General features: G+C 37.2%; 12 protein-coding genes. 10 read left to right on the top strand and 2 right to left on the bottom strand.

Annotated elements, in window-relative coordinates; all coding sequences use genetic code 11:
• Positions 1–12 precede the first annotated feature (12 nt).
• The 10 genes from G7Y56_RS16595 (at position 13) to murQ (ending at position 12480) form a co-directional block, all read left to right on the top strand.
• Positions 13–1176 carry an exo-beta-N-acetylmuramidase NamZ domain-containing protein gene (locus G7Y56_RS16595; protein WP_165045319.1) on the top strand — a complete coding sequence of 388 codons (1164 nt, stop codon included), beginning with the start codon at positions 13–15 and terminating at the stop codon, positions 1174–1176.
• 8 nt (positions 1177–1184) lie between these two features.
• Positions 1185–2648, top strand: a complete 1464-nt coding sequence (locus tag G7Y56_RS16590; protein WP_165026572.1) for a sodium:solute symporter — start codon at positions 1185–1187, stop codon at positions 2646–2648.
• Positions 2649–2681: 33 nt separating this feature from the next.
• Positions 2682–4145 (top strand): glycosyltransferase family 2 protein, encoded by a 1464-nt coding sequence (locus tag G7Y56_RS16585; RefSeq protein ID WP_165045317.1) that lies wholly within the window; start codon positions 2682–2684, stop codon positions 4143–4145.
• 115 nt (positions 4146–4260) lie between these two features.
• Positions 4261–5190 carry a DUF4922 domain-containing protein gene (locus G7Y56_RS16580; RefSeq protein ID WP_370457712.1) on the top strand — a complete coding sequence of 310 codons (930 nt, stop codon included), beginning with the start codon at positions 4261–4263 and terminating at the stop codon, positions 5188–5190.
• A 7-nt stretch (positions 5191–5197) separates the two neighbouring features.
• Positions 5198–6493 carry a SpoIID/LytB domain-containing protein gene (locus tag G7Y56_RS16575; RefSeq protein WP_165045313.1) on the top strand — a complete coding sequence of 432 codons (1296 nt, stop codon included), beginning with the start codon at positions 5198–5200 and terminating at the stop codon, positions 6491–6493.
• A gap of 15 nt (positions 6494–6508) precedes the next feature.
• A complete protein-coding gene (locus G7Y56_RS16570; protein WP_165045311.1) occupies positions 6509–8395 on the top strand; it encodes an MFS transporter in 1887 nt (628 codons plus the stop codon).
• Positions 8392–9627, top strand: coding sequence for an exo-beta-N-acetylmuramidase NamZ domain-containing protein (locus G7Y56_RS16565; RefSeq protein ID WP_165045309.1), 1236 nt, complete (start codon positions 8392–8394; stop codon positions 9625–9627). The genes G7Y56_RS16570 and G7Y56_RS16565 overlap by 4 nt, the downstream gene beginning before the upstream one ends.
• Positions 9628–9635: 8 nt before the next feature.
• Entirely contained in the window at positions 9636–10805 is a 1170-nt protein-coding gene (locus G7Y56_RS16560; RefSeq protein WP_165045308.1) for an acyltransferase family protein, read from the top strand.
• On the top strand, positions 10802–11641 hold the full coding sequence (locus G7Y56_RS16555) for a BadF/BadG/BcrA/BcrD ATPase family protein (protein ID WP_165045306.1): 840 nt from the start codon (positions 10802–10804) through the stop codon (positions 11639–11641). The genes G7Y56_RS16560 and G7Y56_RS16555 overlap by 4 nt, the downstream gene beginning before the upstream one ends.
• A 17-nt stretch (positions 11642–11658) precedes the next feature.
• Positions 11659–12480, top strand: a complete 822-nt coding sequence (gene murQ / locus G7Y56_RS16550; protein WP_165045304.1) for an N-acetylmuramic acid 6-phosphate etherase — start codon at positions 11659–11661, stop codon at positions 12478–12480.
• 76 nt (positions 12481–12556) lie between these two features.
• Here the strand turns inward: murQ and G7Y56_RS16545 are convergent, their stop codons facing one another.
• Complete coding sequence (locus G7Y56_RS16545; protein WP_165045302.1) at positions 12557–14194, bottom strand: glycoside hydrolase; 1638 nt, start codon at positions 14192–14194, stop codon at positions 12557–12559.
• A 103-nt stretch (positions 14195–14297) separates the two neighbouring features.
• On the bottom strand, positions 14298–14504 hold the full coding sequence (locus tag G7Y56_RS16540; protein WP_165045300.1) for a hypothetical protein: 207 nt from the start codon (positions 14502–14504) through the stop codon (positions 14298–14300).
• Positions 14505–15169 lie beyond the last annotated feature (665 nt).

Below are 15169 nucleotides of genomic sequence, written 5' to 3'. Positions count from 1 at the left end.
AGAATAGAAATCATGAAAAGAGTAAGTATACTTTTATTTTTAATCATCTCATTAACCTCTTACGCTCAAAACGAAAGAGTCGTTATGGGTGCGGAGTCGACAAACGAATATTTTCCGCTCATTCAAAATAAGCGGGTTGCTGTTATATCTAATCATACAGGTATGGTTAGAGACGAGCATTTGGTGGATATGCTGGTAAGAGAAAAGCACAATGTGACAGCAATATTTTCTCCTGAACATGGATTCAGAGGTGATGCGGATGCAGGAGAACATGTATCAAGTTCGGTGGATGAGAAAACAGGCATTGCTATTCGTTCATTATATGATGGAATTGCCGGAAAGCCTAGTAAAGAATCGATGCAACTTTTCGATGTGCTGGTTTTCGATATACAGGATGTTGGATTACGGTTTTATACCTACTATATAACAATGGTAAAACTGATGGATGCATGTGCCGAATATAATAAAAAAATGATAATCTTAGATCGTCCCAATCCTAATGGCCATTATGTAGACGGGCCTATATTAGATATGAAGCATAAATCGGGTGTCGGCTGGTTACCTATTCCGGTTGTGCATGGTATGACATTGGGTGAACTTGCTTTAATGACCAATGGCGAAGGTTGGTTGCCGTCTTCTCGTAAATGTGATATTACTGTTGTAAAATGTAAGAATTATTCACATCAGACATTATATCAGTTACCATTGGCGCCATCGCCTAATCTGCCTAATATGAAATCTATCTATTTGTATCCCTCTACTTGTTTGTTCGAAGGTACACCTGTTAGTTTAGGTCGTGGTACAACATTTCCTTTTCAGGTTTACGGACATCCCAATATGAAAGGTTACACATTTACATTTACACCTAAAAGTATTCCGGGCGCTAAAAATCCTCCACTATTAAATAAGCTGTGCTATGGAGTTGATTTGAGAAATGTCTCGGATGAAGAAATTTTTGAAAATAAATTCGATCTTAGCTATGTGATCGATGCATATAATAATCTTAAAATGGGGGATAAGTTTTTTCAACCGTTTTTCGAGAAGCTAGTAGGAGTGGACTATATCCGAAAGATGATAATTGCAGGTAAATCTGCAGATGAAATAAAATTAATGTGGAAAGATGATGTTGCTAAGTTTAAAAAACAGCGTACACCGTATCTTCTATATCACGAATAAAACATTATATGACCCCAATTCTAATACTATTCACTATAGCTGCCTATTTTGCATTACTATTCGGCGTTTCGTACATTGCCGGACGTAGAGCTGACAATCAGGGTTTTTTTGTCGGTAACAGACAGTCGTCATGGTATGTGGTAGCCTTTGCAACGATTGGCTCAGCTATATCAGGTGTGACTTTTGTTTCCGTGCCGGGTATGGTTGCTGCAAGCGGTTTTTCTTATCTTCAAATGGTTTTAGGATTTGCAGTCGGGCAATGTATAATAGCCTTTGTGCTGATACCTCTATTCTACAAGATGAATCTGACATCTATTTACGAATATCTTGAGAATCGTTTTGGCATATCATCATATAAAACAGGGGCTTGGTTCTTTTTTATTTCTAAGATGTTGGGTGCAGCCGTGCGACTATTTTTAGTATGTATCGTTTTACAGCTTTTGGTTTTCGGGCCATTGGGACTTTCTTTTGTTCTGAATGTCGTTTTCACGGTCTTGCTCGTTTGGTTGTATACATTTAGGGGCGGAGTAAAATCACTGATATGGACAGATTCCCTAAAAACATTTTGTCTTATAGTATCAGTAGGTCTTTGCATCTATTATATATCTACAAACTTGGGATTAGACTTTGCCGGAATGTTTACTATGATTAAAAAAAGTGATATGTCTAAGGCTTTCTTTTTTGATGATGTCAACGATGGTAAATTCTTTTTCAAACAATTTCTGGCAGGTGTATTCTTAGTTATTGCTACGACTGGTTTGGATCAGGATATGATGCAGAAAACATTGAGTTGTAAGAACTATAAAGACTCACAGAAAAATATGGTAACAGGCGGAATATTACAAATATTCATTATTCTGCTATTTCTAATGCTTGGTGTATTGCTATATACATTTGCTGCACAAAGTAATATCCCGATGCCTGAGCGGGGAGACGATCTCTTTCCTATTATTGCAACCCAAGGCTATTTCCCTGCAATTGTAGGTGTCTTATTTGTTATAGGTCTTATATCGGCCGCTTACGCTGCTGCAGGTTCGGCGCTAACGGCTCTTACTACATCTTTTACGGTAGACATACTTGAAAGTCCAAAGAAGAAAACGGAAGAGGAAGTCGCCGGAATCCGTAAGAAAGTTCATGTTGGTATGGCTGTTACTATGGGCTTGGTAATTATCGTTATTAATCTGTTGAATAATACATCGGTTATTAACGCCGTATATGTTTTAGCCAGCTACACGTATGGTCCGATACTTGGGATGTTTGTGTTTGGTATATTTACAAAGAAAAAAGTGAGAGACAGATTTGTTCCTTTGGTCGCTATTATTTCGCCAATAGTATGTTTTATTATTGATTCTAACTCCAAAGCATGGTTTAACGGATACGAATTCAGCCATGAGCGACTGATACTGAATGCTCTTCTTACATTTATTGGCTTATTCTTATTGAGTAAAAAAGGAGAAGAAATAAAATTATAATCACATATAAAAATTTAAAAAACAATTTTCAAGATGAAAGCGTATATCAATTGTTTTATTCCATTTCATAGTCTTTCTCAGGTGAAAGAAACTATTGCTTCTTTAAGAGCATCGGCACTTATTAATAAAATCTATTTGCTTACCGACAATGGATGTACAGATACTGTTGAGGGATGTGAAGTGATAAATATAGATTCATTGAGATCGACAGCAACTATAAAGAAAATAAGTTCGCAGGCAGATGCTCCATATACATTGATCTATACAAAATCAGCAGATTTAAGACTAGGTATGTTTGCACTCGATCGTATGTTTCAGATAGCAAAAGATTCCGGTGCAGGACTTATATATGCCGATCATTATCAGGTAGTGGGCGATGAGAAAAAGAATGCTCCTGTTATTGCATATCAAAAAGGAAGTCTTCGTGACGATTTCAATTTCGGATCAGTGCTTTTATATAAAACAGACTTGTTGAAAAAAGCTGTGGCTGATATGGACAAAGAATATAAATTTGCAGGTGTATACGATCTTCGTCTGAAAGTATCACAATATGCAGATCTTGTACATATAAATGAATATTTGTATTCGGAAATAGAAAATAATACAGACAAAAGTGGAGGAAGCCATTTCGATTATGTAGATCCTAAAAACAGGGATATGCAAATAGAAATGGAACAAGCATGTACTGACCACCTTAAAAAAGTAGGTGCTTACCTGGCTCCTCAATTCAAAAAAATAGAATTTAATCAGGCAGACTTCGAGTATGAAGCATCTGTTATTATCCCTGTTCGCAACCGTATCCGTACTGTTGCCGATGCTATAAAATCGGTACTTAGTCAGAAAACGAATTTCAAATTCAACCTAATTGTCGTAGACAATTATTCTACCGATGGCACAACAGAAGCTATAGATAAATTTGCATCCGATGAACGTTTGGTTCACGTTATACCCGAAAATAAAGAATTAGGTATCGGTGGCTGCTGGAATGCAGGGGTTCATCATCCTAAGTGTGGAAAATTCGCTGTTCAGTTAGATAGTGACGATGTTTATTCGGGAGAAGATACATTACAAAAAATTGTCGATGCTTTCTACGAGCAGAATTGTGCAATGGTGGTAGGAACATATATGCTTACCGATTTCGATATGAACGAGATTCCTCCCGGTATTATCGATCATAAAGAATGGACCCCCGACAATGGGCGTAATAATGCACTTCGTATAAACGGGCTTGGTGCCCCACGTGCTTTTTACACCCCTGTGTTGAGGGAAATTAAAGTGCCGAATACCAGTTATGGTGAAGATTATGCCTTAGGATTGAACTTCTCTCGTGAATATCAAATAGGGCGTATATACGACGTGTTATACCTATGTCGCCGTTGGGACGATAACTCCGATGCGTCGCTCGATATTGTGAAAGCAAATGCACATAATACATACAAGGACAGGATACGTACATGGGAGCTTGAAGCTCGTATTGCCTTGAATAAGACTAAATAGGTCCGTGACCTTAAGTTGTTTTTTAATTAAACCTTTTTCCTATAAGAGTAAAAGCCATCTCTGTTATGGTCTGGCTTTTATTCTTTGGAATTGAAAAACTATAAGTATGAACCTGATATCGCAACAAGCAAAAGTACTATTACAGAGTCAACTCGAAGAATGGGAGCTGGCGAAGATAAATTATGAAGCTCTTGCAGGAGTAGAATCAAAAGAATTTTCGTTTGGTGAATTTATAGTCAAGGTACAATTCAATCCTGCGCGTATCCAGTCGTCAGCAGCTAAGGTAGACACACAGTCTATTCAGGAAAGAAAATGTTTTCTTTGTCCCAACAATTTACCGGCAGTGCAAAAAGGAATTCCTTTCGGTGAGAATTATCAGGTATTGGTAAATCCGTTTCCCATATTTCCAAAACACTATACAATTCCTACCTACGAACATACAGATCAGTTAATATTAGATCGTTATAGCGATATGCTGGATCTGGCGAAAGAGCTTGATGAGTGTACCATATTTTATAATGGACCGAAATGTGGAGCATCAGCGCCCGATCATGCCCATTTTCAGGCTGGAAGCAAAGGATTTTTACCTTTAGAGAGTGATATGAAAACGATCACTAAAGACCTGATCTATAAAACTAACGGTTTAAATGTTTATGCGATAAACAGCTATCTTAGAAATAGCTTTTTGTTAGAAGCAGAGAATAAAGAGGACGTAGTAATATTCTTCAAACAATTGTATTCTTTGATGGAATTGAAGGGAGATGACAAAGAACCCATGATGAATATCGTTACATGGTACGAATCAGATAAATGGTATAGTTGGGTTTTACCTCGTGAAATACATCGTCCGGCTTGCTTTTATGCAGAAGGCGATGACAATATTCTTATCAGTCCTGCTTCTGTCGATTTAGGTGGAGTATTTATAACACCTTTAGAAAAAGATTTTAGGAAGATAACTGCTGTTGATATTAGTCATATACTGAAAGAAGTCTGTATCAGTGATGATAAAATGCAATCTATTATTAACGACATAAAAAAACTGTAACAACTATATGGAACCAAAAGTAAGTGTCGGTATTTTATGGAGTAAAGAGATTGTATTTGCTCTTAATGGTGAATATACATTTCGAGAAGGCAAAGTTGCGCAAAATAATACCGTTTCATATAAAGATGGGCAAATCTTGTGGAATGGCAATTACTACACCGAATTATGCTTTGAGCCTCAGAATTGCGAATCTTCGTTTACATTGAAAGATGTAGTAATAGGCATCAATTTTCATTGGGAACGAAAAGAAGATCAGGTATTTCAAGGGGCATTAAAGCTGATTGTCGAGAATGAAATGATAACAGCCATCAACCTTATTGGCGTAGAGGATTATCTGACAAGTGTTATTTCGTCAGAAATGAGTGCACATGCTTCATTAGAACTACTTAAGGCTCATGCTGTAATATCACGCAGTTGGTTGTTGGCTCAGATTGAGAAGAATAAAGATCTTGTTGCCAAGAACGAAAAATATTCTGCATTTACAGAAACCGAAGACGAGATAATTCGATGGTATGATCGTGAAGATCATGTAAATTTTGATGTCTGTGCCGACGATCATTGTCAGCGATATCAAGGTATTACGCGAGCATCTGAAAATTTAGAGACAGTAAAACAAGTAATAAAAGAAACCAGAGGGCAAATCTTACAATCGGAAGGTAAGATTTGTGATGCACGTTTTTCTAAATGCTGCGGTGGTATAGTCGAAGAGTTTCAAAACTGCTGGGAAGATATAAAATTTCCTTATCTAAGAAAATTAAGAGATAGTGAGAATACGCAGGATATACCTGACTTAACGATAGAGACAGAGGCAATCGAGTGGATAGATTCACGTCCCACAGCCTTCTGTAATACGCAAGATAAGAAAATATTGATGCAAGTATTGAATAATTACGATCAGGAGACAACCGATTTTTATCGCTGGCAGGTAACTTATTCACAAGATGAACTATCAGCTCTTGTTTTGAATCGTTCGGGTATAGATTTCGGAACAATCCACGAACTGATCCCTATCCAAAGGGGAACATCGGGGCGACTGATAAAACTTAAGATCGTAGGTTCTAAAAAAACATTGATCATTGGTAAAGAACTTGAGATACGACGCATTTTGTCTACTTCTCATCTTTACAGTTCCGCGTTTACCATTGATAAGGAAGATAATAAGTTCATTCTCACAGGTGCAGGGTGGGGGCATGGTGTCGGATTATGCCAGATAGGAGCCGCAGTAATGGGAGAGCGAGGATATTCGTACGACAAGATTCTATTGCACTATTATATAGGTGCAGCCTTAAAAGAACTATACTAAGAAAAACAAGAAGTTATGAAAGAAAATAAAAAATCGCCGTGGGCATGGATTCCGTCGCTCTATCTGGCTGAAGGCTTACCCTATGTCGCCGTAATGACCATTTCGGTTATTATGTATAAACGAATGGGAATATCGAATACTGATATAGCATTATACACCAGTTGGTTGTATCTGCCTTGGGTCATAAAACCTTTTTGGAGTCCTTTCGTCGATATACTAAAAACAAAACGTTGGTGGATTATCACCATGCAATTGCTTATCGGTGCAGGATTTGCCGGCATAGCATTTACTATCCCTCTACCCGTTTTCTTTCAGGCAACATTAGCTTTCTTCTGGCTCTTGGCCTTTAGTTCGGCTACACACGATATTGCAGCCGATGGATTTTATATGCTCGGTCTCGATACCAACCAGCAAGCAAAGTATGTTGGCGTAAGAAGTACATTTTATAGAGTTGCAACCATTATGGGACAAGGTGTGCTTATTATACTGGCGGGATTCTTGGAAAGTGCATCAGGCAGCGAGCCATTGAAGGTTAATATCGATGTATCGCCTCAATACACACAATCTACTCTGTATATCCCACAATCGCAAAATGTAGTGGAACAGGAAGGGAATATTCGCTTTTTATTAGATAAAGATGTAATTCAGATAGGGACTCATGGTGTTAACAAAGATAGTTTGCAACTCTTTCTGAAAACAGTTACAGCTTCTAATCAGGAGAATGGGTTTGTTCCAAAAGAAGATGTTGCGAATGTAAACGTAGTAGAGAAAAAAGAAAGCTTATGGACTACCTCTGTTTCTAAACCTCTTGGTAATTGGATCAGAGATAATTTTGGCGAGAAAGTCGAAAAAACAGATTCCGATCATACAGGAAATGTTGCTGTTGCTGCTATTACTTTATCTAAAAGACCCGATGCGGAGAAAGAGGTTATACTTAATACAACTCTCGAAAGAGGTGATAAAAGTATCTCTCTTCTGCATGGTGATCGATTGGTGTTTAGCGAAAAAAACTGGAATAAACCTGCGTATATTGTTTTTCAGGTAGATCCTAAACTAAATACGACAAGTACCGCAGAATATAAAGGTTTGTCGGGAAATATTCCTTTCGCATGGTCTATTACATTTTTTGTTTTGGCAGGTTTATTCATTTTGTTCAGTTTCTATCATCGTTTCGGTTTACCTAAGCCCGATTCAGATAAACCGCATCCGCATATGACCGCAAGCTCTATATTGAAAGAATTTGCTGCCACATTCGTTTCCTTTTTTAAGAAACCACAAGCGGCGGCAGCTATATTCTTTATGTTGACGTTCCGTTTCTCCGAAGCTCAATTACTCAAGCTAATAAATCCATTCTTATTAGATTCAAGGGATATTGGCGGATTGGGTCTTACTACCGGTGAAGTGGGTCTTGTGTATGGAACAATCGGCATTATAGGATTGACTCTTGGTGGTATAATCGGTGGACTTGCAGCAGCAAAAGGCGGATTGAAAAAATGGTTATGGCCAATGGCACTGAGTATGTTACTCACTATTGCTACTTTTGTCTACCTTAGTTTCTCGCAAACGGATAGCTTGATTATCATAAATATCTGTGTCTTTATAGAACAATTCGGTTATGGATTCGGATTTACAGCTTATATGCTATACTTGATGTATTATTCCGATGGAGAACAAAAAACGGCTCATTATGCTATCTGTACCGGATTTATGGCATTAGGAATGATGATTCCGGGTATGTTTGCCGGATGGTTGCAAGAACTGTTGGGGTATAATCATTTCTTTATCTGGGTAATGATATGTAGTATTATTCCTATTATTGCCGTTGCCCTGTTGAAAATAGATCCTAATTATGGTAAAGCAAAAGAAATAAAAGAAGAAAACGAAAATATAGATATAGTATGAAAAGAATATTAATTGCATCATTTGCATTGTGCCTTTTTTCTGTAGCAGTTGTTGCGCAGAAGATAAAAATAAAGACAGGTATAGAAGTCCTTAAGGAGCAGAATTTCAAAGTGCTTGAAGGTAAACGCGTAGGTTTGATTACAAATCCGACAGGAGTTGACAATAATATGAAATCTACTATAGACATATTGAACGAAGCTCCTAATGTGAACCTGACAACACTTTTCGCACCTGAACATGGGGTACGTGGTGATGCCCATGCAGGTGATCAAGTAGAAAATATTATAGACCCTCAAACCAGTTTGCCTGTATATTCATTGCATGGAAAAACGAGAGTTCCGACCCCCGAAATGCTCGAAAATGTGGATATATTAGTATATGATATACAAGATATCGGTTGCCGCTCGTTTACATACATTAGTACTATGGGTTTGGCTATGGAAGCAGCAGCTCAATATGGTATCGAGTTTGTCGTGTTGGATAGACCGAATCCGCTTGGAGGACTTAAAGTTGAAGGCGGATTAGTGGATGATAAGTTTATTTCGTTTGTTAGTCAATTCAAAATACCTTATGTGTATGGGCTGACTTGCGGCGAGCTTGCTCAATTATTAAATGGCGAAAACATGTTGAAGCAGCAATGTAAATTACAAGTGGTTAAAATGAAAGGCTGGAAACGAAAAATGAGATATGAAGAAACCGGTTTGCAATGGATTCCTTCATCGCCTCATATTCCTCAACCTATTTCTTCTGTCTTTTATCCTGTGTCGGGGATATTGGGCGAACTCGGCTATTTATCGATAGGCGTTGGATATACAATCCCTTTCCAGATGTTTGCTGCCGAGTGGATACAAGCCGATGATTTAGCAAATAATCTTAATGGACTCCAATTGCCGGGAATTCATTTCAGACCGTTACATATCAAGCCGTTTTATTCAGTAGGACAAGGCCAGCAATTGCAAGGTGTGCAGGTACATATCATGGATTATGAAAAAGCAGCATTGTCAGATATTCAATTTTATATTATGCAGGAAATAGCTAAGTTATATCCCGATAAAGCTGTATTTGATAATGCGAATGATAAACGATACAGAATGTTCGATCAGGTATCAGGCAGTAACTATGTAAGAGAGACTTTTGCTAAAAATAATAGATTTGACGATATTCGCGATTTCTGGTATAAAGAAGTTGCTCCATTTAAGCAAGTTTCTAAAAAGTATTATTTATACAAATAAAATTGAATATGGATAATAAACCGAGTAGCAGACTTTTGTCGCTCGATGTATTGAGGGGTATTACTATTGCCGGAATGATTATGGTAAACAATCCCGGATCGTGGGGTTCTATTTATGCACCGTTGGGACATGCCCAATGGAATGGCTTGACTCCTACCGATCTCGTATTCCCGTTCTTTATGTTTATAATGGGAATATCGACCTATATATCATTGCGCAAATTTAATTTTGAGTTTAGTAAACCGACTCTATTAAAGATTATAAAAAGAACAATCGTAATATTCCTTATCGGTTTAGGATTGGGTTGGTTATCGCTTTCATTTCGGACATACAGTAGTCTGTCGGCAGAAGGTCTGGGTGGTTTTGACCTTTTTATTAAGTCAGTAACAAATTTCGAACATATCCGTATTTTAGGAGTCATGCAGCGTCTGGCTCTTACGTACGGAATTACATCGTTGATTGCAATTTTTGTAAAGCATAAATATATACCTTATATTATTGTAACTACATTGATAGCCTATTTCCTATTATTGATAGTTGGTAATGGATTTGAGTTTAGCGAACAGAATATAATATCCATTATCGACAGGGCAATACTCGGTGATAACCACATGTATGTCGATAGTGGCGTTATTCTTGATCCTGAAGGGCTTTTGAGTACAATACCAGCCGTTTGCCATGTGTTGTTAGGCTTTTATTGTGGAAAGGTATTATTTAGCACAAAGGATAATCATGAGCGAATTACAAACTTATTCATAATAGGTGCTATTCTTACATTCGCAGGCTTTCTGCTCAGCTATGGCTGCCCTATCAATAAAAAAATATGGTCACCGACATTTGTACTCGCTACCTGTGGTTTAGCTTCTACATTTTTAGCTCTGCTTATTTGGATAGTCGATATTAAAGGGCATAAACGATGGACACCTTTCTTCGAATCGTTTGGAGTCAATCCTCTTTTCATCTATGTAGCTGCGGGTGTTTTCTCTATACTGTTAGGAAATATCAAATTTACATACGAAGGCGAAATTATAAGTATTCACGGTTTTATTTACAAAATCTGTCTACAACCTCTTCTGGGAGACTATCTGGGGTCATTATGTTTTGCTCTTCTGTTTGTAGGATTTAATTGGGTGATTGGGTATATATTGTATAAAAAGAAAATCTATATAAAGATATGATATTATTGGCAGATGGAGGTTCTACGAAGGTCGATTGGCGTTTGGTAGAAGATAATAAGCAAGTAATGCAGGTTTTTACAAAGGGTGCAAATCCATTTTTCCGTACTCGGGAAGATATTAGTGAAGAAATTAAGGACTCATTGCTCCCCATATTCAATGGGCATAAAATTGATGCTGTACATTTTTTTGGTGCAGGTTGTGCATCGCCCGAAAGGAATAACATAATACGGGATGCTATAGCTGATAATATCAATGCACCTGTTATCAATGTGAATAGTGATCTTCTGGCAGCAGCAAGAGGTTTGTGTGGTACACATCAAGGTATTGCCTGTATTATTGGAACAGGGTCTAATTCTTGTTATTATGATGGTAAAGAGATAAAAGAAAATATATCGCCATTAGGTTATATTTTAGGAGATGAGGGTAGCGGAGCGGTTTTAGGGCGATTGTTTATAGGGGCTTGTCTCAAAAATCAATTAACCAAAGGCTTGAAAGAAGAATTCCTCAATGAATATGATCTTACTCCTGCCCTTATATTAGACAAAGTATATAAACAGCCTATGGCAAATAGATTCCTGGCGAGTTTATCTCCTTTTCTGATGAAGCATATTCAGGATGAAACTATTTATAGTCTGGTTTACAATGCATTTACTGATTTTTTCAAGAAGAACGTAATGCAATACGATTACAAAAACAATGATGTTTACTTTACAGGATCGGTGGCTTATCATTATCAGGAAGTGTTGCGTAAAGTGGGTTGGGATTTGAATCTGAACATAGGAACTATTACACAATCACCAATGGAAGGACTGATTGAATATTATTCTGACTTATAACTAAATAAGATATTAAAATGACTTTTATAAAAATAACAGAACAGCCGTCACTATACAATGACCTCGAACAAAAACCAGTTCTGGAGTTATTGACAGATATAAATGAAGAGGATAAGAAAGTTGCATTAGCGGTCGAAAAAGCGATTCCTCAGATAGAAAGACTTGTATCGCAAATTGTACCCCGTATGGAACAAGGAGGACGAATCTTCTATATGGGTGCAGGTACAAGCGGGCGTTTAGGAGTGCTCGATGCCTCTGAGATTCCTCCAACATTCGGAATGCCGCCGACCTTAGTTATAGGGTTGATTGCGGGTGGTGATACGGCATTGCGCAATCCGGTTGAAAAGGCAGAAGACAATATGGAAGCCGGATGGAAAGAATTGCAAGCCCATAATATAACCGATAAAGATACGGTGATTGGTATTGCAGCCTCGGGTACAACACCCTATGTTGTGGGTGCCTTGCGTGAATCACGTAAACATGGTATTCTGACAGCGTCTATCTCAAGTAATCCCGATTCCCCGATTGCTCAGGAAGCAGAGATAGCCATAGAAATGATAGTCGGCCCTGAATATGTGACAGGTAGCTCTCGTATGAAGTCGGGTACAGGTCAAAAGATGATTCTGAATATGATTACTACTGCAACAATGATCAAACTGGGGCGGGTAAAAGGAAATCGCATGGTTAATATGCAGTTGTCCAACGCCAAGTTGGTAGACAGGGGTACACGTATGGTTGCTGAAGAGCTGGGTCTTGACTATGAGCAATCTAATCGCTTGTTGTTGTTACACGGGTCTGTGAAAAAAGCAGTAGATTCTTATAGGTCTGAAAACAAATAACTCCAAAAAGATAAATCGCTGTTAGTCATTATCTTTCTGAAGTTACAAATCGCAATTTCAAGAGACAACAGATTTATTATTGAAAAATTGTTGGATATTTTCGTATAAAATAGACGGGAGTACAACTCCATGCATGGCAATAACTATTGATCGGGAAGAAGTTGTAAGGCGATATATAATCATCTTTAGGATCGTAAGCCTCCCAAAAGGTATCGGCTCCTTTATCTATCATTCCACCCCAGAAATCGATTAAGGCATTTTTCGCTTCTGTTTCCATTCCGCAATCGATAAGCGATTGTATATAATAATGGTATAGGTAAGGGGTTCCCGGATAAACAACATTTTCTGTTGCATCGAGTGCTTTTAGTGCCCGCTGAGCCTCGTCTTTAGTTACTACACCGCTCAATATCATCCATATTTGAGAAGCGTACGATATTTGTTTGTTTCTCTCAGCGAAAAACAAACCTGTTTTTTTATCGTAGAAGTTTTTGCGTGCGGCTTGTTTCATTTTCTTAACCATGGCAGGTATATACTTTACCTCGTTTTCTTTATTCAGCATTTTTGCTAATTCGTATGTATTTTCTAACGTGAAGATAGTAATACCTTGTAAAGCAACTTCTTTATAAAGTCCTTCTTTCCAATCGAAGAATATCCACCATTCCTGCTCGGCACGTCTAAAATCCATTAGTCCGTCATTTTGTAGATACTTATTAGCTATATCCAGTTGTTTTTTAGCTACAATCCACAAATCTTCGGCTGTAGATTTATCACCTGTCGCCAATAAGTAATCTTTGAGTGTTACATTAAACAAAAAGGCATATTCTAATAAGTACTGATTGGAAGCATGATATGTCGGCTTATCAAAAACAGTTGCATTAAGCATACCATTTTCACCACTTAGTGCAGCTAATAAATACAAACAGCTTTTAGTTATATCGTATTGTTGAAAGGAATAATTATTTGCCATCGATTGTAAATAAAGGTCTCCGATCCAGAGACGTTGATCCCTTTTCGGCCCATCTTCATATACAATCTGCATGCACTCTTTCAACGTATTCTGACTTACTTTGTCAATATCCCGAATAGTTTGCGAAGTGCTGTTCGGTAATGCTTCCGGAAAATTAATAGCAGAAGTTACAGCCCGACATTGCATATCTGATATTGCGAAATCATAGCTAGGTGTAGCCAATAGCTCTATTTTTACGTATCTGAAAGCTAAACGACGTGATACAGTAACAGTGCTCGGAATTTCCATTACTGTGATTACTTCGTCCTGCAACCACGCACGGCTTAATCCTCCCGGATATGGATCGAACGAGGTTGCGATTTCGCCGGGTACTTCACCAAATATGAATTTAAAACGGACAGGAGCATCAGGTATCTGATTCAGTGGCGATAGAGTGAATGAAAAATAGCCGGTCATATGCTCGCCAAAGTCTACAATTACTTCTTTATGCTTTTTGAAGCTTACTTTATATAGTGAATCTATCGGCACAGTAGGTATTGATTTCCATCCCTGATATGCCGATTGATCTTTTACAATATTGACTAATTGTTTTGGTTTCTTTATAGCAGATTGTAATTTCGGTTTATTCTGCTCGGCTTTTAATAACCAATCTTTACGCTGCGCTGCGTAAAAGTCCTGTGCTATTAATGTCGGTATTAATGAAACTAATAGGGTAAGGGTTAAAACTGTTCTTTTTACTGTAATCATCTGTATTATTTTATAAATCATTAAAAAGTGTCACTTTCCACTCTGTTTTTAATTGTTATCTTTCACAATATCATAGCAAACTTTGGAATATATCTTTTGTTTTTTACATAAAACGAGTAGTCGCCTGATTTAACCTCGAAGCAAGCAAAATATTTACTTTCTTGATTTCTTTTATCTGGTCGATAGCTGTATTTCCTTCTGTAATAATAGATTTAGCATCGGTACAGCAACATGATGATGTACGATAATAGAATACTTGATATGAGACAGAATAATAAATATCCCAAAGTAGATTTTTATTTTGATACAAAACCTTTTTTATTGATATTAGTATTTAAATAAATGACACTTGATAGTATGCTCTTTTGTTTAAATAAATAGATAACAACAGACAATATTCCCTTGTTGGAATAAGTGGGCAAACAACGGTAGTAAAAGGAGTGCATTCGTCCAGAATATTCCGAATTCATAGTTTAAACACTAAATAAATGAGAGAATGTTCCCTATTAGAACATTCTTTTTTCTTTTATTAGTATACTTTTTTACTCGTTTTCTAACCTTTAATAAATTAATATCAAAAAACTTTAGAAAAAATGAATTATATAAGGGGTTGATTCTAAAAGACTAAAATCAAAATATAGTGGAATGCAGAAATAAAGTTGCAAAAAATATATCAAAACTGTTGCAGAATAAATAAAAAGCTCTACCTTTGCATCCGCTTACCAAGAGAGGTGTAGCAGTAAAGGCCACGAAAGTGGCTTCAATAGTGCTAAATTCTATCGTTTTATTATTTAGTGCAGTATTTGAAAATGGAATTTTAATAGCTGAAATGATCAGCGGATTAAGCAAACGGTTCGAATCCGTTATTCTCCACATTTCTAGTAATAGAATAATGATCTTTGACATGATGTAACAAGAGCAAAAAGATAAATTTGATAGAATTTATTACCCTTGCATAAATAAATTTAACCGCGA

This window comes from Dysgonomonas sp. ZJ709 (assembly GCF_011039195.1).
Classification (GTDB): Bacteria; Bacteroidota; Bacteroidia; order Bacteroidales; family Dysgonomonadaceae; genus Dysgonomonas.
Note: the sequence above shows the minus strand (reverse complement) of the source record. Positions and strands in the feature narration are given on the sequence as shown.